Annotated in this window: 20 protein-coding genes; 9 read left to right on the top strand and 11 right to left on the bottom strand. The window is 65.9% G+C overall.

Annotated elements, in window-relative coordinates:
- Positions 1–123: 123 nt before the first annotated feature.
- Together IP83_RS11410 and IP83_RS11405 are read right to left on the bottom strand one after the other, a co-directional pair.
- Positions 124–486 (bottom strand): DUF1801 domain-containing protein, encoded by a 363-nt coding sequence (locus IP83_RS11410; RefSeq protein ID WP_054122347.1) that lies wholly within the window; start codon positions 484–486, stop codon positions 124–126.
- Positions 487–602: 116 nt separating this feature from the next.
- The gene (locus IP83_RS11405) at positions 603–3557 is read right to left on the bottom strand and encodes a TonB-dependent receptor (RefSeq protein ID WP_054122346.1); all 2955 of its coding nucleotides are present in this window, start codon (positions 3555–3557) and stop codon (positions 603–605) included.
- A gap of 262 nt (positions 3558–3819) precedes the next feature.
- On the opposite strand from IP83_RS11405, the gene ribB reads away from it, so the two are divergent.
- From ribB to IP83_RS11360, 9 genes are all read left to right on the top strand, one after another.
- Positions 3820–5088, top strand: coding sequence for a 3,4-dihydroxy-2-butanone-4-phosphate synthase (gene ribB / locus IP83_RS11400; RefSeq protein WP_054122349.1), 1269 nt, complete (start codon positions 3820–3822; stop codon positions 5086–5088).
- 6 nt (positions 5089–5094) lie between these two features.
- The gene (gene ribH / locus IP83_RS11395; protein WP_054122345.1) at positions 5095–5514 is read left to right on the top strand and encodes a 6,7-dimethyl-8-ribityllumazine synthase; all 420 of its coding nucleotides are present in this window, start codon (positions 5095–5097) and stop codon (positions 5512–5514) included.
- A gap of 218 nt (positions 5515–5732) precedes the next feature.
- Positions 5733–7472: a methyl-accepting chemotaxis protein gene (locus tag IP83_RS11390; RefSeq protein ID WP_082364653.1), complete on the top strand. Its 1740-nt coding sequence runs from the start codon at positions 5733–5735 to the stop codon at positions 7470–7472.
- Positions 7473–7685: 213 nt separating this feature from the next.
- Entirely contained in the window at positions 7686–9389 is a 1704-nt protein-coding gene (rpsA, locus tag IP83_RS11385; RefSeq protein WP_054122343.1) for a 30S ribosomal protein S1, read from the top strand.
- Between the two features lie 100 nt (positions 9390–9489).
- Entirely contained in the window at positions 9490–9738 is a 249-nt protein-coding gene (locus IP83_RS11380; RefSeq protein WP_054122342.1) for a BrnT family toxin, read from the top strand.
- The gene (locus IP83_RS11375; protein ID WP_054122341.1) at positions 9731–10009 is read left to right on the top strand and encodes a BrnA antitoxin family protein; all 279 of its coding nucleotides are present in this window, start codon (positions 9731–9733) and stop codon (positions 10007–10009) included. The genes IP83_RS11380 and IP83_RS11375 overlap by 8 nt, the downstream gene beginning before the upstream one ends.
- A gap of 77 nt (positions 10010–10086) precedes the next feature.
- Positions 10087–10851 carry a hydroxyacylglutathione hydrolase gene (gene gloB, locus IP83_RS11370; protein WP_054122340.1) on the top strand — a complete coding sequence of 255 codons (765 nt, stop codon included), beginning with the start codon at positions 10087–10089 and terminating at the stop codon, positions 10849–10851.
- Positions 10851–11891: a LacI family DNA-binding transcriptional regulator gene (locus tag IP83_RS11365; protein WP_231625013.1), complete on the top strand. Its 1041-nt coding sequence runs from the start codon at positions 10851–10853 to the stop codon at positions 11889–11891. Before gloB ends, IP83_RS11365 begins: the two co-directional genes overlap by 1 nt.
- A 142-nt stretch (positions 11892–12033) precedes the next feature.
- A complete protein-coding gene (locus IP83_RS11360; RefSeq protein WP_054122339.1) occupies positions 12034–12924 on the top strand; it encodes a RimK family alpha-L-glutamate ligase in 891 nt (296 codons plus the stop codon).
- On the opposite strand, the gene IP83_RS11355 is transcribed toward IP83_RS11360, so the two are convergent.
- From IP83_RS11355 to IP83_RS11315, 9 genes are all read right to left on the bottom strand, one after another.
- Positions 12905–14764, bottom strand: coding sequence for a hypothetical protein (locus IP83_RS11355; protein WP_054122338.1), 1860 nt, complete (start codon positions 14762–14764; stop codon positions 12905–12907). The genes IP83_RS11360 and IP83_RS11355 overlap by 20 nt on opposite strands.
- Before the next feature lie 111 nt (positions 14765–14875).
- Positions 14876–15433, bottom strand: coding sequence for an ATP synthase subunit B (locus IP83_RS11350; protein WP_054122337.1), 558 nt, complete (start codon positions 15431–15433; stop codon positions 14876–14878).
- Positions 15426–15917 carry an ATPase gene (locus IP83_RS11345; protein ID WP_054122336.1) on the bottom strand — a complete coding sequence of 164 codons (492 nt, stop codon included), beginning with the start codon at positions 15915–15917 and terminating at the stop codon, positions 15426–15428. The genes IP83_RS11350 and IP83_RS11345 overlap by 8 nt, the downstream gene beginning before the upstream one ends.
- A 101-nt stretch (positions 15918–16018) precedes the next feature.
- Positions 16019–16246 carry a F0F1 ATP synthase subunit C gene (locus tag IP83_RS11340; protein WP_054122335.1) on the bottom strand — a complete coding sequence of 76 codons (228 nt, stop codon included), beginning with the start codon at positions 16244–16246 and terminating at the stop codon, positions 16019–16021.
- A 55-nt stretch (positions 16247–16301) separates the two neighbouring features.
- Positions 16302–17087 carry a F0F1 ATP synthase subunit A gene (locus IP83_RS11335; RefSeq protein ID WP_054122334.1) on the bottom strand — a complete coding sequence of 262 codons (786 nt, stop codon included), beginning with the start codon at positions 17085–17087 and terminating at the stop codon, positions 16302–16304.
- Positions 17088–17153: 66 nt separating this feature from the next.
- Complete coding sequence (locus tag IP83_RS11330; protein ID WP_054122333.1) at positions 17154–17471, bottom strand: AtpZ/AtpI family protein; 318 nt, start codon at positions 17469–17471, stop codon at positions 17154–17156.
- Positions 17472–17674: 203 nt separating this feature from the next.
- Positions 17675–18064, bottom strand: a complete 390-nt coding sequence (locus tag IP83_RS11325; RefSeq protein ID WP_054122332.1) for a YdbL family protein — start codon at positions 18062–18064, stop codon at positions 17675–17677.
- A gap of 1 nt (position 18065) precedes the next feature.
- Positions 18066–18284, bottom strand: coding sequence for a YnbE family lipoprotein (locus tag IP83_RS11320; RefSeq protein ID WP_054122331.1), 219 nt, complete (start codon positions 18282–18284; stop codon positions 18066–18068).
- Between the two features lie 71 nt (positions 18285–18355).
- On the bottom strand, positions 18356–21533 hold a 3178-nt coding region (locus IP83_RS11315), incomplete at its 5' end, for a YdbH domain-containing protein (protein ID WP_054122330.1).

Here is a 21533-nt window from a genome sequence, read left to right as displayed (position 1 = left end):
GGGGCGGCATCTCATGGGATGCCGCCCCGCCCGCCCGTGAAGATTCCGAACTACGGCGGCACATCGCGCGGACAAGCGCGGTGTGCCGCTTCCTTATGGGCTGATGCGACGGCTCATATCGCGTTAGGCGGCTGCGATGAGCGCTGCCAACCGAGCCTCCTCAGGCATGCGACCGGGCCGCAGCTTCACGTGGCGCATGCGCTTGCCCGCCCCTTCGAGGAGGCCTGACGGATCGGGCAGCTCGGCCCCGAAGAAAAAGCCGATCGCGCCATGCGCCGCATAGGCATCGAGGTAGAGAAAGGCGCCGTCGCCCGCACAGATTGTCGGGCGGCCATCGTGGAGCAGTTCGCGCGTATCCGGCCCGCGGGCGCGCGCGGCAGCATGCCAGGGCAGAAGCAACGCGCGCAGCGGGTCCGGCACAGCGAACCAGTGCGCGACGCCGGCATCCGCTTCGCTCGCGGCAGGGAAATGAAAGACCGGATCCACCCGGCGATCTTGCCCGCGACATGCGCGCAAAAGCAAGGCGCCGGAAGTTTCCCTCCGGCGCCCGCCTCAGACCGTCCGGCGCCCGCTTGGGCACCGGGCCGGTTCCCCCCGAACGATCAGAACTTGAAGCCGGCGGCGATACCGTAACGGCGCGGTTCCAGCGTGAAGACGTTGGTGAAGTTACCCGAGGACTGGTCGGTCACGTAGAGACCAGTCACCGAGTTGTCGTTGGTGATGTTCTGGATGAAGCCGCGGATGAACCACTTCTTGTCCGGACCATCGAGCTGCAGCTGGGCATTCAGCTGCGTGAAAGACGGGACCTTGTCGACCACACCGTTGAAGATGGTGCCATCCGACTTGCCGGTGAAGTTGAGGTCGAAGCGCGGGGTCAGCGTCAGGTTGCCGATCGGCGCTGCATACTGCACGCCGGCCGAGAACTTGATGTTCGGCGCGCCGGGCAGGTGGTTGCCGCGGATGTTGGTCGCAATACCCGAGGAGTAGACCGTCACGCCGCCGATGCCGGGCGCATTGCCGAGCGTCGGAGCCAGCGCGCTGAGCACGGCGCAGATCGAGTAGGCGCCGGTCGAGGCGATGCCGCCGCCAGCTGGGAACTGCGTGGTGGGCTTGAGCCCGGCACCCCCGGCAACGCCCGGGATAGCCCCGTTGTTGATCAGCGTGTTGGCCGTGTTCACGAAGGCATTCACGCCCGCCACATTGCCTGAGTTCGAGCCGACGGCGCAGTTCGCGGTGTTGGTGATGTCCTTGATGATCACCGCATCCTTGCGGCCATTGCCGAAGTCGCGCGGGTTGGACAGCAGCTTGTCTTCCGACACCTTGGTGTTGAGGTAGCTGAAGTTCGTGTTGATCGTCAGCTGGCGGCTGGGGCGGATGATCGCTTCGGCTTCGATACCGTAGATGTTGGCGCTGACGTTGTCGTTGACCGAGGTACGCGCCACGATGCGGGAGAGCTGGAGGCCCTTGTACTGGTAGTAGAACCCGGTGAGGTTCAGCTGCAGCGCGCCGTTCGCGAAGGTGTTCTTCGAACCGATTTCGAACGAGTTCACGAATTCAGGCGTGAAGCTTTCCGGAACCGCGAAGATCGGCGACAGCGGCGGGTTGATACCACCGGACTTGTAGCCGCGCGAGTACGACGCATAGACCAGGTTGTCCGGCGTGATCTGGAAGTCGAGCACCGCGCGGCCGGTCCATTCGCCGAACTTCACGTTGCGGACCTGGAACGGCTGGTTGCCCGCAATGCCCGAGTCCGCGTCGTACGAAGCGGCGAGGAAGGGCGAGTCATAGGCGTTGGCGAGGCCGACCGGCGCAAGGAAGTTGAACAGCGTGGTACGCGCCCTCACCGCCTTCTTGTCGTTGTTGTAGCGCAGACCGAGGGTGAGCTTGATCTTGTCGTTGAACTTCCAATAGGCCTCACCGAAGATGCCGTATGTGGTCAGCTTGTAGTCGGGCGTATTGTTGCGATACGTCGGCGTGGCGAGATAGGCGGGAACCGGCACCCCGGCACCCAGCGCCGAGAACGCACCGACGACGCCAGCGAAGTAATCAAGCCCAAACGAGCTGACGTAGTAGCTATTCTCGGTGAGCGTGTACTTGCCGTAGATGCCGCCGAGCAGGAAGTTGAACGGGCCGTCGAACTTCGAGGTCAGCACCGCTTCCGCCGTCCAGCTCTTGTTGTTCTGCACCGAACGGTCGAAGTCGAGCGGAGTCGCGGCGCAGGCGCTGTGGCCACCGAACACGCCGGTGCCGGTAGGTTCACCCAGCGAGGTGCAGAGCGGGCCAGCCGCACCCTGCGGAATCAGCGCGTTGGCGATCGGAGCGAGGTACTTCTGGAGACCTGCCCCAAGCAAGCCTGCACCGGCCGCCTGCAGCGCACCGAGTCCTGCCGCGAAGCCCGAGCGATCGGCAACCGCGTTGTTGTAGTCCTGCTGCGAGTCGACCTTGACGTTCTGGTAGTTGCCTTCGACGCGGAGGCTGAACTTCTCGCCGATGTCCTGCTTGAGCACGCCCTGAAGGATGGTTTCCTCGGTGAAGTAGCTCGGCTTGAAGTCGGTGTTGACGACGCGCGGGTCGGCCGGATTGATCTCGTTGCGATAGACCTGCGGGCCGTAGATGCTGCCGAGCGCGAAGGCCTGCGGCAGGCCACGGATCGCAAAGAACTCGCGACTGGTCAGCACGTTGGCGAGCAGCGCGTTGCCGTTGGTGGTGCTGGTGCCGCGCGTGGTGTTGAGGCAGCCCAGGATGCCGGTCGGATCTTCCTGGCAGTACTGCTTCTGGATGCGCATGCGGCTGTCCTTCTCGCGGAAGTACTGGCCCATGAGGTCGATGGTCGTCGACGAGGACGGCTGCCAGGTCAGCGAGCCGCGGAAGCCGTAGATGTCACGGTCGTCGATCTTGGAGTTGTCGAAGAGGTTCTTGGTGTAGCCATCGCGCTTCAGGTAGAAGCCGGCGGCGCGCACCGCGAGCGTCTCGCTAATCGGCACGTTGATCATGCCGCGCAGGCGGACCGAGTTGTAGTTGCCGTATTCAGCATCGCCCGAAGCACCGAAGCCGTTGAGGTCGGGCCTCGCGGTTCGGAAGTTGACCACGCCCGAGGTCGCGTTGCGGCCGAACAGGGTGCCCTGCGGACCACGCAGCACTTCGACCTGCTGCAGATCGTAGAATTCGCCTTCGAACAGGCGGGTGGCGAACAGCGGCGCGTCGTTGATGTGGATCGCGGTCGCGCTATCGCAAGTCACGCCGGTGCAGAGGTCACCGATGCCGCGGATGGTGAAGCTCGACGTCGTGAAGTTCGTCTTGGTGAAGGTGATGTTAGGCAGCGACAGCTGGAGATCGAGCGGGTTGCGGATCTGCTGCTTGTCGAGGTTTTCCTTGGTGAAGGCGCTGATCGCGATCGGCACCGTCTGGAGGCGCTGCGACTGGCGCTGCGCGGTCACGATGATTTCCTGGACGGCTGTGCCGTTGTCGCCGGCGGTGCTCTGCGCATTCTGTGCGAACGACGGCGAAGCGACGGCTGCTGCGCACACACCTGCGAGCAGGGTAAGTTTACCCCTCATATCAATGTCCTCTCTCTTCAGCGGGCGCCCATCATTTTTGAGGGTCGACCTTCTGTGCACCAGAACACTTCGCGGCACGTTCCTTGTCAACCGCTTAATTAAATTTTGTCCATTCCGTAGCGGCAGCTTGCACCAAGGTGTGACCATACAGCCACCGTCCGAAACGGTTAATGCTTGGAATCGCGAATCATTCGGCATGATTTCGCATCTCAATGTGATGTTGGCGCTTGTGCATCACATTCTGATGTGAGATATGGCAAGCATGTCCAGCGAACTCATCGACCGCATCCGCCGCCTCATCGTTGAAGGCGGCATGTCCCGCTCCGGCCTCGCCCGCGCGGCGGGGCTCCATGCCAACACCCTGCGCGATGCGGGCCTTCCCGGCTGGAACCCCACCGCCGACACGCTCGCCAAGCTCGAACGCGTGCTCAGCGAAAACGACGACGCCCCCGCCCTCGTCCCCATCGAGGAGATCATCGACGAGGCGCGCAACGGGCGCATGTTCATCCTCGTCGACGACGAGGACCGCGAGAACGAGGGCGATCTCGTGATCCCCGCGCAGATGGCGACGCCCGATGCGGTCAATTTCATGGCGACGCACGGCCGCGGCCTGATCTGCCTCACCCTCACCCGCACGCGCGTCGAGCAACTTGGCCTCGAGCTGATGAGCCGCAACAACGGCACGCGGCACGAGACCGCCTTCACCGTCTCGATCGAGGCGCGCGAGGGCGTGACCACCGGCATTTCCGCCGCCGACCGCGCGCGCACCGTCGCCGTCGCCATCGATGCCGCCAAGAGCAAGGACGACATCGTCACCCCCGGCCACGTCTTCCCGCTGATCGCACGCGATGGCGGCGTGCTTGTCCGTGCGGGGCACACCGAAGCCGCGGTCGATATTTCACGGTTGGCGGGTCTCAATCCCTCGGGCGTGATCTGCGAGATCATGAAGGACGACGGCACGATGGCGCGGATGGACGACCTCGTCCCCTTCGCGCGGCGCCACGGCCTCAAGATGGGCACGATCCGCGATCTCATCGAGTATCGCCGCCGCCACGACCACCTCGTCGAATGCATCGACCAGCAGCCGTTCCATTCGGACTACGGCGGCGACTGGACGATCAAGACCTACCGCAACAAGATCGACGGCGTGGTCCACCTCGTGCTGCAGAAGGGCGCGGTCCGCCCCGATGCGCCGACGCTGGTGCGCATGCACGGCATCTCGATCATGAGCGACGTGCTCGGCCAGCCCGGCCCGCGCAAGCGCAGCCTGCAGCGCGCGATGAGCGAGATCGGCAAGGCGGGCGCGGGCGTGATCGTCGTGCTCATGCCCGGCGACAGCGACAGCCTGCAGGCCGAGATCGCGGGCCGCACCGGCGACATGGACTTGCGCAGCTACGGCATCGGCGCGCAGATCCTGGCCGATCTCGGCATCCACGACATGGTGCTGCTGACCAATTCCCACCGCAATATCGTCGCCATCGAAGGCTACGGGCTCAACATCGTCGGCGAGCAGCCGATCACCGCGGAGTAAGCGCGCATGGCCAAGTTCCTTATCGTCGAAGCCCGCTTCTACGACCACCTCAACGACATGCTGGTGGCCGGCGCCCGCGCCGCGCTGGAAGCTGAAGGCCACAAGGTCGATGTGATCACCGTGCCCGGCGCGCTGGAGATTCCCGGCGCGATCGTGCTGGCGGACCAGTCCGGCCACTATGACGGCTATGTCGCGATCGGCGTGGTGATCCGCGGCGAGACCTATCACTTCGAGATCGTCGCGGGCGAAAGCGCGCGCGGCGTGATGGCGCTGACGATGGACGGACTTGCGGTGGGCAACGGCATTCTCACTGTCGAGAACGAGGCACAGGCGCTGGTGCGGGCCGATCCCGCGCAAAAGGACAAGGGCGGCGAGGCGGCCAAGGCGGCGCTGGCGCTGCTCGCGCTGCGCAGCAAGTTCGCGTGATCAAGGGCCTCGCGGCAACTCGGAAGGCCTTGCCGGATCGTTGATCCTGCACCTTTGTGCAGGTCGCTCCCCTGCAATCGTTAACAACACGCTTTGCCGGCCTAGGCAGAGCACCGTCCAGCGCTTGCAAGCCTTTGGTTTTCAAGGCCGGATTATGCACACCCACTAATGGCTAGTTTTCTGTCGCACGGCCATAAGAACAGGGGAGCACGCTTGCCATGTCCATCCGTATCCGGAGCCGTCGGGGCGGCCTCGCATTGGCAGGAACCGTCGCTTTCATGCTGCTGCTGATCGGCCTTGCCGTGCAGCACATCCGGGTCGGCGGCACGGTGCAGAACCGGATCGATAGTGTGACCGGCTTCACCGCCGATATTCTTCCCCCGCCGCTCTACATTGTCGAACCGGCGCTCAAGGCACGGCAGGCGATCGATGATCCAGCCCATCTCGCCCGGAACCGCGCCGACCTCGCCGAACTCGAAGGGCAGTACCGCGCCAGCCTGGCACGCTGGACGGCGGACGATGTCGACCCGGCCCTTGCCGAAGAGCTGCGCACTTCGGTCGCCAAGGAAGCCGATGCGTTCTGGCAGGAAGTCAACGCGGTGCTGCTCCCCGCGCTCGGACGCGGCGATGTGGCGGGGGCCGAGGCGAGCAAGCAGCGGATCGATGCCATCTTCGCGCGCGAACGCAGCGCGATCCTGCTGCTGACCGAACATGCGACCGCCGCGCGCAATGCGCTGGTCTCCAGCAGTACGACGACCGTTTTTGCGCTCCTCATCGTCATGGCGTTGGCCGGTGTGGGGACCGTCGCCTTGACTGTGGGAGCGGTCCGCCTGCTCAGCCGGCATGTGCTCGATCCCATTGCCGGGACGGCGGATGTGATGTCGGCAATGGCCGCGGGCGATCTTGAGGCGGGTCGCTGCAGCGAGCACCGCAGCGACGAGATCGGCGAAATGACCCGCGCCATCGAAGTCTTCCGCAGCGCGGCCCGCACCCAGCGCGAAGATGCCACTAAGCAGGCGCTTGTCGTCGAACGGATGGGGGCGGCGCTCGGCCAATTGGCCGAAGGCGATCTGGTGCACCGCATCGAACCTCCCTTCCCCGCTGAATACGAGCAACTGCGCGAGGCTTACAATGCCGCTGCGCAGCGGCTCGATGCCGTACTGGCCCGCGTCGGCGGAACGGCACACAGCGTCAGCACGGGTGCGGCCGAGATACGCACTGCCTCGAGCGATCTCGCCACGCGCAACCAGAGCCAGGCTGCCAGCGTCGAGGAATCGAGCGCAGCCATGAAGCAGGTCGCGGCGCTGGTCTCGTCGACGGTAAACCGCACCCGCGAAGTCGAGACTGAAATCGGTCTGGCCACACAGGACGCGCAAGTCGGCGGCACTCTGGTAGGCGAAGCGATGGCGGCCATGGGTGCGATCGAACGCTCCTCGCAGGAGATCGGCCGCATTGTCGATCTCATCGACTCGATCGCCTTCCAGACCAATCTGCTCGCCCTCAATGCCGGCGTCGAAGCGGCACGGGCCGGAGATGCCGGACGGGGCTTTGCCGTTGTCGCCAACGAAGTGCGCGCTCTGGCCCAGCGCAGCGCCGATGCAGCAAGCGAGATCCGCACGCTCATTGCGACGAGCTCGCGCGAGGTATCCGGCGGGGTGAGCCTAGTGAGCCGGACCGGCGAAGCGCTGACCACGCTGGTCGGACGTGTCGATACACTTGCCACCCTTGTCAGCGAGATCGCTGAAGCCACTCAGGCGCAGTCGATCAACCTCGATCAGGTCAGCGTCTCCGTCTCGGGCATGGACTCGATGACCCAGCGCAACGCGGCAGTGGTCGAGGAAACGGCTGCGGCCGCCCGTTCGCTGGCTGACGAGGCCGGAGAACTTGCTACCGCCGTTGCGCGCTTCCGCACTTCGGCCCGCACCACGAAACAGTATCCCCGCTCCTTGGCGGCCTGAGAGGCGCGGTTTCGCTTGCCTTTTACCCATCCCTGACATAGGGGCCGCCGGTCTGCAGCGGGAGCGATCCTTCTGCTTCGGATATCTGCCACGGCATTCGGCCCGGCAGATGGTTCGGCCCCTTGGCCCGGATCCGCATGGGGCGGCATCCGGTGAAAGACCGGCGGATACAACCGCCTGGCCGGAAACAGCGATAACAGGATACTTTTTCCAATGGCATCCCATCCCACGCGCGACGATTTCGCCGCGATGCTCGATGAGACCCTCGGCGGCGCCGCGAATGGCGGTTTTGAAGGCCGGGTCGTCAAGGGCACCATCACCGCCATCGAAAACGACAAGGCCGTCATCGACGTCGGCCTCAAGAGCGAAGGCCGCGTGCCGCTGCGCGAATTCGCCATGCCCGGCCAGCCGCACGGCCTCGTCGTCGGCGCCGAAGTCGAAGTCTACGTCGACCGCGTCGAGAACGCCGACGGCGAAGCCATGCTCAGCCGCGACCGCGCCCGCCGCGAAGCCGCGTGGGACAAGCTCGAGAACGAATTCGGCGAAGGCAAGCGCGTCGAAGGCGTGATCTTCGGCCGCGTCAAGGGCGGCTTCACCGTCGACCTCGACGGCGCCGTCGCGTTCCTCCCCGGCTCGCAGGTCGATATCCGCCCCGTGCGCGACGTGACCCCGCTGATGGACATGCCGCAGCCCTTCCAGATCCTCAAGATGGACCGCCGCCGCGGCAACATCGTGGTCTCGCGCCGCGCCGTCCTCGAGGAAACCCGCGCCGAGCAGCGTTCGGGCCTGATCCAGAACCTCAAGGAAGGCCAGATCATCGACGGCGTCGTCAAGAACATCACCGACTACGGTGCGTTCGTGGACCTCGGCGGCATCGACGGCCTGCTCCACGTGACGGACATGAGCTACAAGCGCGTCAACCATCCGTCGGAAGTGATCGCGATCGGCGATACCGTGCGCGTCCAGATCATCCGCATCAACCAGGACACGCAGCGCATCAGCCTCGGCATGAAGCAGCTTGAAAGCGATCCGTGGGATGGCGTCGCCGCCAAGTACCCGGTCGGCGCGAAGCTGCACGGCGTTGTCACCAACATCACCGAATACGGCGCGTTCGTAGAACTGGAAGCGGGCATCGAAGGCCTCGTCCACGTTTCGGAAATGTCGTGGACCAAGAAGAACGTCCACCCCGGCAAGATCGTCTCGACCTCGCAGGAAGTCGATGTGCTCGTGCTCGAGGTCGACAGCGACAAGCGCCGCATCAGCCTCGGCCTCAAGCAGGCCCAGCAGAACCCGTGGGAAGCCTTCGCCGAAGCGCACCCGGTCGGTTCGACCGTGGAAGGCGAAGTCAAGAACGCGACCGAGTTCGGCCTGTTCATCGGCCTCGACGGCGACGTCGACGGCATGGTCCACATGTCGGATATCGCCTGGGGCATCTCGGGCGAGGACGCGCTGGCGCTGCACCGCAAGGGCGAGCAGGTTTCGGCCATCGTGCTCGACGTCGATGTCGAGAAGGAGCGCATCTCGCTTGGCATGAAGCAGCTTGAAAAGGGCGCTCCGGCGGCCGGCGGCACTTCGGCGGGCGGCAGCTCGCTCCGCCGCGGCGAAGTCGTCACCGTCACTGTCCTCGAAGTCCGCGATGGCGGCCTCGAAGTGCAGGCCGGCGAAGACGGCGCGACCGGCTTCATCAAGCGCACCGATCTCGGCCGCGACCGCGACGAGCAGCGTCCGGACCGCTTCCAGGTCGGCCAGAAGCTCGATGCCATGGTCATCGGCTTCGATCGCTCGAAGAAGCCCAACTTCTCGGTCAAGGCGCGTCAGCTCGCCGAAGAGAAGGAAGCCGTCGAGCAGTACGGCTCGTCCGAAGCCGGCGCTTCGCTGGGCGACATCCTCGGCGCGGCCCTCAAGGCCAAGCAGTAAGTCTCAGCTTACCGCCGCCAGGCAAAGCAAAAGCCCGTCCGGAGCGATCCGGGCGGGCTTTTGCATTGCATTCTGATTTAACTGCAACTACAATTAAATCGTGGATATCGAGTACGATCCAGCGAAGGATTTGGCGAACCTTGCCAAGCACGGCCTGTCGCTTGCCCGCGCTGCCGAGCTCGATGTTCGGGCCTATATCGCCGATGACCGTTTTTCCGAGCCCCGCTTCCGGCTCTACGGCTACATCGACGGCGAGGCCTGCTGCGTGGCCGGAACGATGCGTGGAGAGACAATCCGTGTGATCAGTTTGCGTCGTGCCCATGCCAAGGAGATGCGCCGTTATGTCTGAACCGAACCCGACCGTTCTCTTTGACGACGAGAACCCCGAATGGACCGAGGTGGACTTTGCCCATGCGCTGAAGGGTGATGCGATCCCGGCTGCCATCCGGGATGCCTTCGGCCCGGGCAAACGGGGACGCCCGGTTGGCACGACCAAGGCAGACGCCAAGAAGTCGGTCACCCTACGCCTCGATCCCGATGTGCTGGAAGGTTGGCGCGCGACTGGCCCTGGCTGGCAGGCGCGCATGAACAAGGCCTTGCGGGCCGCGCTGGAAGCCTGAGGCGTTCGCCGGGCGGGCTTTTGCATTGCCGCGCACACTCCGCTAGGCTCGGCGGCAAAAGACGCCCGAGAGGACCCATGACGCTCGAAGTCCACCAGTTTGCCTGCCTCAGCGACAATTACGGCTATCTGCTGCACGACAGCGCGAGCGGGGAGACGGCGTGCATCGATACGCCCGACGCCGAAGCCTATCTGCGCGAGGCGGCGGCCAGGGGCTGGGCGATCACGCAGATCTGGAACACCCACTGGCACCCCGATCATGCGGGCGGGAACGAGGCGATCAAGGCGGCGACGGGGTGCACCATCGTTGCTCCCGCAGCAGACGCCGCGCGCATCGCGGGGATCGACCGTACCGTCGCGCAGGGCGCTACCGTGCCGTTCGGTGCCTATGAAGCGCACGTCATCGACGTCGGCGGCCATACCCTGGGCCACTGCGCCTATCACCTCCCCGAAGCTGCCATTGCCTTCGTCGGCGATGCCGTCTTCGCGCTGGGCTGCGGGCGCATGTTCGAAGGCACGCCGGACCAGTTCTGGGCCAGCCTGCTGCGCGTGAAGGCCCTGCCTGCCGAGACGACGCTCTACTGCGCGCACGAATACACCGCCTCGAACGCGAAGTTCGCGCTCCATGCCGATCCGGACAACGCCGCCCTCGCCGCCTATGCAGCCGAGATCGCCGACAAGCGCAGCCGGAGCGAATGGACCGTTCCCACCCGGCTCGACCGCGAACTTGCCACCAATCCCTTCTTGCGTGCCGACGATCCGGCCTTGCAGGCCCGCTGGGGCGGCGCTTCGCCCGTCGAAACCTTTGCCGCGCTGCGCAGCGCCAAGGATAACTTCCGCTGATGGCCCCGACGACCGATACGACCCGCCGCATCACCCGCGTCACCTCGTTCGACGTGGCGGAGGAAGCCGGCGTCAGCCAGTCGACCGTGAGCCGCGCGCTGGCGGGGGATACCTCGATCAGCGAGCCCACCCGGCAGCGCGTGATCGCCGCGGCCGCGCGGCTCAACTACCAGGTCAACGAGAATGCCGCGCGCCTGCGCCGCGGCAAGACCGGCACGCTCGCGGTGGTGATGATCTGCCGCGCCGGGCAGGACCGCAAGGACCTCAATCCGTTCTACTTCGCCCTCCTTGGCAGCACTTGCGCCGCCGCCTCCGCGCGCGGCTACGAAGTGCTGGTGAGCTTTCAGGACAGCGCCGAGAACTTCTGGGGCCACTACGAGGAGCGCCGCAAGGCCGATGGCATGATCGTCATCGGCACGAGCGAGAACACGCCCGCGTGGGACTACTTCGGCGAGCTTGATCCGGCCACCAACTGGGTCTGCTGGGGCGCGCCGAATGACAGCTTCCCCTGGGTGCGCAGCGACAACGAAGCGGGCGCGGCGCTGGCGGTGCGCCACATGCTGGTGCGCGGCTATGAGAAGATCGTCTGCATCGGCTCGGAAACCTCGCCGCAGCGCCAGTTCAAGGAGCGCTATGACGGCTATGCCGCCGCGATGCGCGATGCGGGCCGCACGCCGGTGCTCCAGCGCATCGAACGCGGCCTCCCCCGCGAGGAACAGGGCCGCCGCGCCGCCGCGCGCCTTGCCGAAGGCGGCGAGGCGTTCGACGCCATTTTCGCAGTGAGCGACGAGATCGCCTTGGGCGCGCTCAAGGAACTGGGCGAGCGCGGCTACCATGTGCCCGATGAAGTCGGCATCGTCGGCTTCGATGGTGTGCGTGCGGGCGCCTGGTCGACCCCGCCGCTGACCACGATCGAATCGGATTTCGAAACCGCCGGTGCCCTGCTCGTCGAGCGCCTCCTCGCCGCGATGTCGGGCGAACCTGAAACCCCGCGCCGCGTGCCGGTCCGGCTTATCGTGCGCGGATCGACGCGGCCTTGACGCACCCATAGACCAGAATTCCAATCCCCAAATCCGCTCACCCTGAGCTTGTCGAAGGGTGCTGGCACAAGCGTCGCGGATGATGCTTCGACAAGCTCAGCATGAGCGGATCAGGGGATTGCACAACGAGAGAGCCTCACCCATGAACATCGCCTTCCTCGCCTGCAGCACCACGCTGCCCGGCGCCCCTGACCGCCGCCCCGATGCCTTCGAGCATGACCAGCAGATGGACGCCATTGTCGCCGCGCTGCGCCCCGGCGAAAGCGTGACCGACATCGACTGGCAGGCCCCGCTCGATGCTTTTGCGGCCTTCGATGCCGCGCTGATCGGCACACCGTGGGACTACTTCGACAACCGCGACGCCTTTCTCGCCAAGCTGGATGCCATCGCCGCACTGGGCGTGCCGGTGTGCAACAGCCCCGATGTCGTGCGCTGGAACATCGACAAAGGCTACCTCGCCGAACTGGCGGAGCGCGGTGTCGCCACGATCCCCACCCTGCTGCTGGACAATCCGGGCCGCGACGAGATCCTCGCGGCCTTCGACCACTTCGACTGCGACCGCCTCGTGGTGAAGCGCCGCGTCGGTGCGGGAGCTGAAGGCCAGTTCGATTTCACCTGCGACAATCCGCCCGCAGCCGATTGGCGCATGGGCCATGCCGCGCTGGTCCAGCCGTTCCTCCCCGGCATCGTCGAGGAGGGCGAACACTCGCTGATCTTCATCGATGGTGAGTTCAGCCATGGCCTGATCAAGCGCCCTGCCCCCGGCGACTACCGCGTGCAGTCGCTCTATGGCGGGTGGGATACGGCGGTCACGCCGACGCCGGACGACTTGGCCGCTGCGCAGAAGGTGATCGCAGGCCTCCCCTTCCCTGCCCCGCTCTATGCCCGCATCGATCTGGTACGCGGGCCCGATGGCGCGCTGCTGCTGATGGAAGCAGAAGTGATCGAGCCGTTCCTCTATCCGCTGCAGGGCCCGGAGCTTGGGCCGCGCCTGCTCGCCGGGCTGCGCAAGATCACTGCATCTGCGCCCTGAACGAGATCGTGAAGTTGGGCGGCGTGCCGGTTGATCCCGCCATCGTGCCCTTCGGATTGACGCAGATGAACCGCACCGAGGCATCATAGGCCGACGTCGGCGTATAGGTGCAGCCTGCGTAGGTCGTCGGCGCGGTTGCCGCATTCGAGTAGCGGATATCGTTGGTCGCGTTGAAGGTCAGGCCGCTGGTGGGCGAACCTTGCGTGAAAGTCGGCGTCGCGGCGGTGCCGACGCGCATCTGGCTCGGCAACGAATCGATCAGCAGCACCGTGTTGTTGTCCACCGCCGTCGGCCCGGTGTTCGAGACGAGGATCGAATACTGCACGATCGAGCCCGGGATCATCTTGGGATTGGTCGTGCCGTTGAGCGGGTCCGAGAGCACGCTCGATGTCTTCACCAGCGTGAGCGTGGCATTCGTCGCACGGCGGGTGTTCGTGATCGTGCAGGAAATCACGTCACCCATCTGCGGCGTGACCGTGCCACCGACCGCATTGGGCAGCGCGGTCGACGAGCCGGTGAACGCGTTCGTGCAGGTCATCGCCGAGGTATACTGCGTAAGGCTGGTCGAGCCTGCGCCGAGTTCGGTGAAAGTATAGGCCGTACCCGCCGCGCCCATGACTTGCGGGGTGGAGGCGTTGGTCACCGTCGTGGTCGTCCCTGTCGTCGTCGTCGTGGCGATCGTGGTTGAACCCTGGTTGATGTTCATCACGAACTGGTCGGTGTTGAACCGCCGCCCGCCAGTGCCCAGCGCCTTGGTCAGCTGCATGTGCGGGAACACCGTGTTGGTGAACGTGCAGGTGACGAGATCGCCGAATTGCAATGCGCCGAAGCTGTAGTTGGTGGTCAGTACCCCGCTTGGCAAAGGCGTGCTGGAACTCACGGAATTGGTGCAAGTCAGGCTGGAGCGGTAGTCGGTGAGCGGGTTCAGGCTGCCCGCCGCCATGCTCTGCGTCAGGGTCAGCGGGAGCGCCGATGCAGTGGTGAGCGTCGCCGCGGTGAACGGGCCGTTGCCCGTCCCGCTCGACGTGCCGGTGGCGAGCGCGGCGCCGCCCGAAGTAGCATTGATGTTGAAGGTGAATTGATCCGCCGAGGCTGCGCGCGCGCCGGTCAGTTGCAGGTTGAGCCGGATCGAGGCGAAGCGGACCGCGAACATGACGCCCTGCAAGCCGCCGCCGACGATGGTCGTCGTCAGCGAGGTCGGTGTGCTGGAGCCGACGATGTTGGCGCCCACGGTGCCCGGGACGCCGGTGACGGTGAAGGTATTGGTGCCGAGCCCGGCGCTGGTCGGATAAGTTGAGCCGCTGATCGGGCCGGAATTGTCGAGCGCGATCCAGTTGCCGCCATTGGTCACGAAGCGCAGCGATTCGCCCTCGTTCGACGATTCGCCGTCCGCCGCCACGAACATGTAGCTGGTGATCTGCGAGACACCGGCGGGCGGGGTCAGCACGATGTTTGAGATCGTCGCCGTCGTCGTGCCGGCCGCCGTCTGATAGAGGATCGGGCGACCGCCGATGCCGAGGAATGCGGTGTTGCCGACCGCGGCCCCACCCCATGACGGAGCCCCCGCACCGGTGATTCCCGCGCCGCTGATGGTGAGCGTGAAGGTCATCACCGTGCCGTCGGGCAGCGTGTACGACATGGCCTGCCCGCCGTTTCGCGCGGCGGTGTCGTTATAGCCGGAAAAATCGAGCCAGCAGTAGGAGTTCCAGTTGGCGGGCCCGGTCGAACCCTGCGATGTCGCGTAGAAACAGCTGGCAGCCTCGGCGCGCCCGGCTCCGAGGCTCAGCATCAGACACGCCAGAAACAGCAACGCAATCTGCCGGAAAAACCCGCGGCTCATGCCCGGCATCCTGTCCCGATCCTTCTCATGAAGGCCGGACTAGGCGAAAACCCTTAGGACAGAGTTAACCATGCCCCGCCGCACCGGGCGGGGAATGATCCAATGTGGTTATCAGTTGGCGAGACCGGCGATGGCGGTATCGACCAGCGCCTTGTCGGCGCTCGCGCCGTGGTGCTGGGCGATCAGCTGACCAGCCGCCGTGGTAGCGGCAGCAGCAGCCCGGGCGCGCAGTTCGTCGACCGCCGCGCGTTCAGCTGCGGCGATCTTGTCGGTCGCCATCTTCTCGCGGCGCGCGATCACGGCAGTGGTGTCCGCCTCGGCCTTGGCGATGATCGCCTGGGCTTCGTGGCGGGCATGCTCGACCATCGCGGCGGCATCGGCTTCGGCACCGGCGATCTTCTTGGCATATTCCGCGCGGAGCGCTTCCGCTTCGGCGCGCAGCGCCTTGGCGGCATCGAGCTGCTGGCGGATCGTGCCGATCTTGGCGTCAAGACCACCGGCAATCGCGGCGGGCACCTTCTTCCAGATCACGATCGCGAGGAACGCGGTCATCGAGAGTGCGACCCACATGCCGGGAGTGATGAACCCGAAGGCCATCGGTTCGGCGTGTTCGGCCCCATGTTCGGCAACCGCGTTGGCAGCGTGGGCAAGCAGCGCGAAATCAGCCATGGAGAACGTCCTTCACCGCCGCGCGGGCGGCATCGGCCGCAACCGTCAGCCCGGCAACGCGGGCGGCGATTTCGGCTGCGGCATCGGCCGCCACGGTTTCGATTTCAGCCAGAGCGCCTTCGCGCGCCGCGGCAATACGCGCCTCGGCAGCGGTGACCTTGGCATCCGCGTCGGCACCGGCTGCGGCGAGCCGCACTTCCGCGGCCTTGGCGGCTTCGGCCTTGGCGGCGGCGATCAGCGCTTGGGCTTCCCCGCGCTGCTTGGCAGCGGCTGCCTTCCACGCATCGTCCTGGGCCTGCGCCTCATGGCGCGCGGCTTCGGCAGCGGCGAGGTCCGCGGCAATCTTCTGGTCGCGGCCTTCCATGGTCTCGAGAACCTTGGGCGCCATGCCCCGGCCGACGAGGAAGAAGACGGCGCCGAAAATGACCAGCATCCAGAAAATCTGGCTGGAGTAGGTCGCGGCAAGCTGCGAAATCTGAGGCATTGGGGTTCCCGGAGGCTCAGGAGAGCTTTGGCAGAACGCTGGAAAACAGAGGGAGGGCGGCTCGCCGGCACGGTGTCCGGCCGGCCGCCCTTCCCGCAAGGTCAGGCGACGAAGATCAGGATCATCGCCACGACGAACGAAAGCAGACCGAGAAGTTCGGCGGCCGCGAAGCCGATGAACAGGCGGCCCTGCTGGCCGTCGGCGGCACCGGGATTGCGCAGCGCGCTCTCGAGGAACGAACCGAAGACGTTACCCACGCCGATGGCGGCCATGCCGGCGCCGATCGCAGCGAGACCCGCACCGATGAGCTTGGCGCTTGCAGGTTCCATGACTTAAACTCCCTTTTCTCAAAAATTCAGATGGATGGACGATGTACTTGAAAACTCAGTGCAGATGCTCGGCGTCGTTGATGTAGAGCGACGTGAGCAGCGCAAAGACGTAGGCCTGGATGCCGGCGACGAGGATCTCGAGCGCGCAGATGGCAACCATCAGGATAAAGCTGGGGATCGAGACGAGACCCATGAAGAACGCGCCGGCATTGGCGCCGCCGATGACGAAGCTGGAGAGCACTTCGAGCAGGACGTGGCCGGCCATCATGGCGACGAAGAGACGCAGGCCGAGGCTGAACGGGCGCACGAGGAACGAGACCAGCTCGATCACGAAGATCAGCGGGATCATCGGCAGCGGCGTGCCGTGCGGCACGAACAGCGAGAAGAAGTGCAGGCCGTGCTTGTAGAAGCCGACCACCAGCACGATCGAGAACGAGAGGATGGCAAGCACGCCCGTCGCGGTGAAGTGGCTGGTGAAGGTGAAGGGGTGCAGGCCGACGAGACCGAGCGGCAGCAGGCCGAGCAGGTTCGCGAACAGAATGAACATGAACAGCGAGAACACGTAAGGCAGGTACTTGCGCCCTTCCTTGCCCACGTTCGCCGAGAGCATGTTCTCGATGAAGCCGGTCATGCTCTCGACCATCATCTGCCAGCGGCCGGGGACGAGCTCGCGCTTCATCCCGCCCAGCATGAAAGCGTAGAGAACGACCGCGGAAATGAGCATCCACAGCGCAGAATTGGTGAACGCGATGTTGAAACCGCCAAGGGCCCAGTGATCGGTGCCGAACAGCGGCTCGATCGTGAACTGGTGCATCGGATCAACTTTGGCTTCGGTTGCCACGCGCGAAAATCCCGTTTCACTAGTATGCCAAAACGGCCTTCCAATGCGGCCCCCTGAACGAAGGGGTCAATCGGAACGCCGGTTCGCAATCCGGATGATGTTTCTGAAGGCGACTGCGATCCCGAGGAACAGCATCACCATCAGGCCCCAGTGGCCGCGCCCGACGAACCAGTCAATGGCCACGCCGACCGCCGCACCCCCGATCATTCCCCCCAGCAGTTCAGCCAGAACGCGGTTGCCGAGCCGGTAGCCCGCGTCGGCGCCTTGCTGGCCGCTGCGCGTGCGCTCCGCCTCGCTGGCTCTGGCTGCGGCAAGCCGCGCTTCGAGCGATGCGATCCGGGCATCCGCGCCCTTGGGGTCCTCACCGGAGGGGTCGTCAACCATGCCAACCTTCTGTCTGCTGAGATGCAGCACAAACGGCGTGGCGCGGGAAACGGTCCCCCGTCAAGGGCACCGGCCCTTTAGGAAGGGCGGCTTGGCAAGTCAACCGCGCCCGATGTGGCTGTAAACCGCAGATTTGCGGCATGTGCGAAGACGCGCGCCGGGTTCATCCCCCGGCGCGCGCCTCAAAATTGCGCGATTTGTCCTTACGGGCAGCGCGAATCGCGCAGCGGCGGCGAGGAGGTGCGCGTCTGCCAGCTGCCGTCCGGGCCCTGGTACTTCTCGCCCGGCTGCGTCTGGGAAATCAGCAGGCAGCCCGAAGTCAGCGCATATTCCTCGACCGTGGCATGGGCAGCCGCCGCCTTCTCGGCGTAGACCGCCTTGCGCTTGATGTTGAGCTCGTCGATCACCGCCTTGAGCGAGGGGCTCGGCGGGGTGACATAGCCGAGGTAGCCGTCGACCTTCTCGCCCACCTGCCCGGCCGCGCGTGCGGCGGCATAGGCGGGATCGCGCTGCGCCAGCGCGGCGGCGGGGATCATGCCGAGGACCGCGACGGCGGCCACTGCGAGCCTGAGGTTCCTGGAAAAACGTGCCATCTCAGAAAATGTCCTTGTTCTTGTCGATCGTCTGGCTGGCATCTCCGGCCAGGCGATAGACCACTTCCTGCTTGATGTTGATGTTGAGCTCGATGACGATCGGCTTGTCGGGCGCTTTCACCGTGATGCAGCCCCCCGTCAGCATCGAGCCTGCCACCACCCCAAGCACTTTGGGGGCCGCAAGGCACAATCGCCTCAGTCGCTTGCTTGTCCCCGCCATGCCATCTTGCCCCTCGCCTTGGATGGGCCACTTGGTTGCAGGGTTGCTTGACCGCGTCAATTGCTGGCTCCTTATGGCTTGGGGCTGCTTGCCGGGGGCTGAACGCCGCTGGCAGGAGGCTGAAAGGTTCCGAATCCGAAAGCGGCCGGCGGCAAACCCTTGAACGCCCGCGGCGGCGGCTGCGGGTTCATCGAGGAGATCAGACTGTAGAACGGCGCATGGATGTTGACGTTGAACTTGATCGGTACCCGCGCGACCTGCCGGGTGATGAAGTTCTGCTTGGCAGCCTTGCCCTGCTTGATCCCGGTGAACTCCACCCGCGTCACGACATCGCCCGCAAGGTTGCCGTCCATGCCGATGGTCATCTTCGAATAATCGAGCGATTTCAGCGCATCGAACGCGAAGTTCGCCATCGCGGACAAGTCCTTGTAGGACAGCGCGCCGACATAGGAGACCGTGCCGCCGGGCGCGCGGGAGACCAGTTCGCCGCCGGTGATGCGCCCGCCGTTGGCGTCGAATTCAAGCGGCAGATGCCCGTCGAACACGCCGGTGGCGGAGAGGTTCGCCAGTTCCATCCGCTCGAGGAACTTGCCCGCATCGATCCCGTCCATCTCGATGCGGAACCGGCGCGGCTCGTTGACAGTAAGCCGCAGATCGCCGGGCGCCAGCCGCAGCGTGCCGCCGAGGAACGGCCAGAGCCCGCTGTTGATGCGCACGACCTGCTCGGGCAGCAGTTCGATATCCATTGTTCCATCGGTCACTTCGATGCCGGGATTGGCCGAGGCCACGTGCAGGATCTGGTGCGGCGCGGTCACCATGCCGATGAGATCGGTGAACTGGAGCGTGCCGGAAAGGCCTTTGACCGGGCCGAACGCGGCCGAGAAATCGAAGTCTGCGGTGCTGAAGCTGCCGGAACTGGTCACCTTCTCGGCGGTCCAGTCGACCACGCCCTTGCCGTGCACGGTGCCATCCGCATCGGCGATCACACCGCGGAACTGCGGCGCCAGATCGCGCAGTTGCAACCCGCCGACCTTGCCGGGCACGATCTTGCCCTCATCGAAGACGAGGCCATCGACCGTCAGATCGGCATGTCCGCGCGCGGTGCCGAGATCATGCCGTACCGCTACGCGCAAAACCTCGCGCTGCGAATCCGGTTCGCGCAGCAAGGCATTGGCAAGGATGCGGTTGTCCTTGAGCGTGAGGACCCCGCCCTCCCCCGCCAGCGTCTTGAACCGCGCGGGCTGGAAACGGTCCGAAGCGGCAAAGCGCACGCCGCTCAGGGTCAGCACGCCATCGGCAAAGCGCCAGTCCCCGGCGGCATCGGCCATGTCGATCGGCACGGCGGCAAGCCTTGCGTCCACCCCGTCGAACGTGCCGGCGAAGTCCTTGCCGAGCTGCGCGACGAGGTTGGTCAGCTTCAGCCGGGTCGACGTGTCCGCCGGACCGAGGACGACATTGGCGTCGCGCACCGTCAGTGTGCCGGGCCAGGCAAGCCCGACCGGACCGCTGCTCAGCACCAGCGGCGTTTCGCCCAGCCGCCCGCTGAGCGCGAGCGCATTGATGCCGAGTGCCGCCGAAACACCGCGCGGCCCGCTCTGCACGATGGCGCGTCCGCCCGCCGGGCAGACCGTCAGTTGCCGCTTGTCGAACGTGACGGCGCCCAGTTGCAGGCTGGTGAACGAAGGCGTCATGCAGCGCGGCCACAGCGCGAGATCGCCGCGCGGACTGATCGTGCCCGCAATGGGGAGGCTGAGCCCCTGCACCGCCCCGCTCGGGATCGCGCCCGAAGCCAGCGCCGTCCCGCTGAAGCTCAGCGAGCCGCCGCGCTCCTGCGTGATTTCCAGCAGCGGCAGCGCCAGCATGTTTGCACCTGCGCGGTACTCCGCCATGCGCAGCTTGAGCGCCGGGCGGCCGCCCGCACCCGGCTCCATGCGCCCGGTGATCGGCGGCAGCCCTTCGCCCGCCATCACGAAATTGCCGGTCAGCGTGGGCAACTTGGCCGGCTCCGACGCGACCTGCAGGCGCGAGACGGACAGCATTGCGGCTCCGCTCCCGCCGCGCATTTCGGCACTGGGGGCGACAAGGCTCCACCGTGCGCGATCATGCCGCAGCACGACATCGCCCGCGAGCCGGCTGCCACGTTCCTCGCGGGTCAGCGCGCCGCGGATCTTCGCGAGCAGCGGCGCGGCGAGCGTCCCTTCCGCCGCGGTCTGCGCACCGGCGAGCGCCTTTTCCGTCGCGGCGCCCCGGGCCAGATCGAGACCGGAGACGGCACCCCGGAAGACGAGGTTCTGCCCGCCCGACTTCATGTCGAGATCGCCATCGACACCCAGCGTGCCGGCGGTCAGCCCTGCGGTGCGCAGGCCCTTCACTTCGCTCAGCACATGGCCGCGCAGCATGCCGAGCTTGAACGCCAGCTCGCCGCCCAGCATCAGGTGCGCGGCCGCTACGCCCGGCGCAGTCAGCGTGCCGGTGCCAAGCTTGCCCTTGATCGTGGCGCCGCCGAGGTCCTTGTCACCCGTCACGTCGAGCGCGAGTGTCGATGGCCCGGCGGAGAGGGTTTTCCCGCAAGCGAGGGCAGCGAGCCGCAGCGGCCCGGCAAAGCGCGGCTTGCCATCGGAAACCGAGACCTGCCCGAAAGCACTCAGTTTCTCGCCGCTGCAGCCGGCTGCCGCAACGCCGGGCATCACCGCCGCGAGCGTACCCTTGAAGCCGCCCGCCAGATTGCCAGCGCCGTCCGCTTTCGCGGCCAGCCGCCCGAAGTCGGTCTCCAGCAAGGCGCGGCCGTCGATCACCCGCAGATCGAGATCGGGCAGTCCCGGCGCGGTTCCTGCCGGCGCATTGGGGAGCAGCACCTTGTCGAGCGCGCCAAAGCTCAGATGGCCTTGGCGGTATGCGCCATAAAGCCTTGGCTGCTCGAGAATGATCTGGCCAATGCGCGGGCCGGTAAGGCCATAGGCCATGCGCACTTCGGCGCGGGCGATGGTGAGATCGGGATGGGCCGGATCGCCGATCACGATGTCGCGCAGCACCTGCCGGTCCGCGCCGATGCCCGCGATGGTGTAGCGTCCCGGAAGGCCAAGCTGCGCCAGCTGCCGGTCGATCAGACCGCCCGCGATCTGTTCCCGCGCGGACCACAGGCCAATCGCGAGGGCAGCCAGCGCTCCGGCTGAAACCAGCGCGATCCGGCGGCGCTTGCGGCCGCGCGGGGCATCCGGCAGGCCTCCCGCCGATTCGTTCAGAGGCTCC

Source organism: Novosphingobium sp. AAP93, assembly GCF_001296055.1.
Taxonomy (GTDB): Bacteria; Pseudomonadota; Alphaproteobacteria; order Sphingomonadales; family Sphingomonadaceae; genus Novosphingobium.
The sequence above is the reverse complement of the archived record's forward strand: the minus strand, read 5'-3'. Positions and strand labels throughout refer to the sequence as shown.

Excerpts from the sequence above, each read along its gene's own strand:
- IP83_RS11405 (WP_054122346.1), bottom strand. The coding sequence starts at position 3,557 with ATGAGGGGTAAACTTACCCTGCTCGCAGGTGTGTGCGCAGCAGCCGTC.
- ribB (WP_054122349.1), top strand. The coding sequence starts at position 3,820 with ATGTCCAGCGAACTCATCGACCGCATCCGCCGCCTCATCGTTGAAGGC.
- ribH (WP_054122345.1), top strand. The coding sequence starts at position 5,095 with ATGGCCAAGTTCCTTATCGTCGAAGCCCGCTTCTACGACCACCTCAAC.
- IP83_RS11390 (WP_082364653.1), top strand. The coding sequence starts at position 5,733 with ATGTCCATCCGTATCCGGAGCCGTCGGGGCGGCCTCGCATTGGCAGGA.
- rpsA (WP_054122343.1), top strand. The coding sequence starts at position 7,686 with ATGGCATCCCATCCCACGCGCGACGATTTCGCCGCGATGCTCGATGAG.
- IP83_RS11375 (WP_054122341.1), top strand. The coding sequence starts at position 9,731 with ATGTCTGAACCGAACCCGACCGTTCTCTTTGACGACGAGAACCCCGAA.
- gloB (WP_054122340.1), top strand. The coding sequence starts at position 10,087 with ATGACGCTCGAAGTCCACCAGTTTGCCTGCCTCAGCGACAATTACGGC.
- IP83_RS11365 (WP_231625013.1), top strand. The coding sequence starts at position 10,851 with ATGGCCCCGACGACCGATACGACCCGCCGCATCACCCGCGTCACCTCG.
- IP83_RS11360 (WP_054122339.1), top strand. The coding sequence starts at position 12,034 with ATGAACATCGCCTTCCTCGCCTGCAGCACCACGCTGCCCGGCGCCCCT.
- IP83_RS11355 (WP_054122338.1), bottom strand. The coding sequence starts at position 14,764 with ATGAGCCGCGGGTTTTTCCGGCAGATTGCGTTGCTGTTTCTGGCGTGT.
- IP83_RS11350 (WP_054122337.1), bottom strand. The coding sequence starts at position 15,433 with ATGGCTGATTTCGCGCTGCTTGCCCACGCTGCCAACGCGGTTGCCGAA.
- IP83_RS11345 (WP_054122336.1), bottom strand. The coding sequence starts at position 15,917 with ATGCCTCAGATTTCGCAGCTTGCCGCGACCTACTCCAGCCAGATTTTC.
- IP83_RS11340 (WP_054122335.1), bottom strand. The coding sequence starts at position 16,246 with ATGGAACCTGCAAGCGCCAAGCTCATCGGTGCGGGTCTCGCTGCGATC.
- IP83_RS11330 (WP_054122333.1), bottom strand. The coding sequence starts at position 17,471 with ATGGTTGACGACCCCTCCGGTGAGGACCCCAAGGGCGCGGATGCCCGG.
- IP83_RS11325 (WP_054122332.1), bottom strand. The coding sequence starts at position 18,064 with ATGGCACGTTTTTCCAGGAACCTCAGGCTCGCAGTGGCCGCCGTCGCG.
- IP83_RS11320 (WP_054122331.1), bottom strand. The coding sequence starts at position 18,284 with ATGGCGGGGACAAGCAAGCGACTGAGGCGATTGTGCCTTGCGGCCCCC.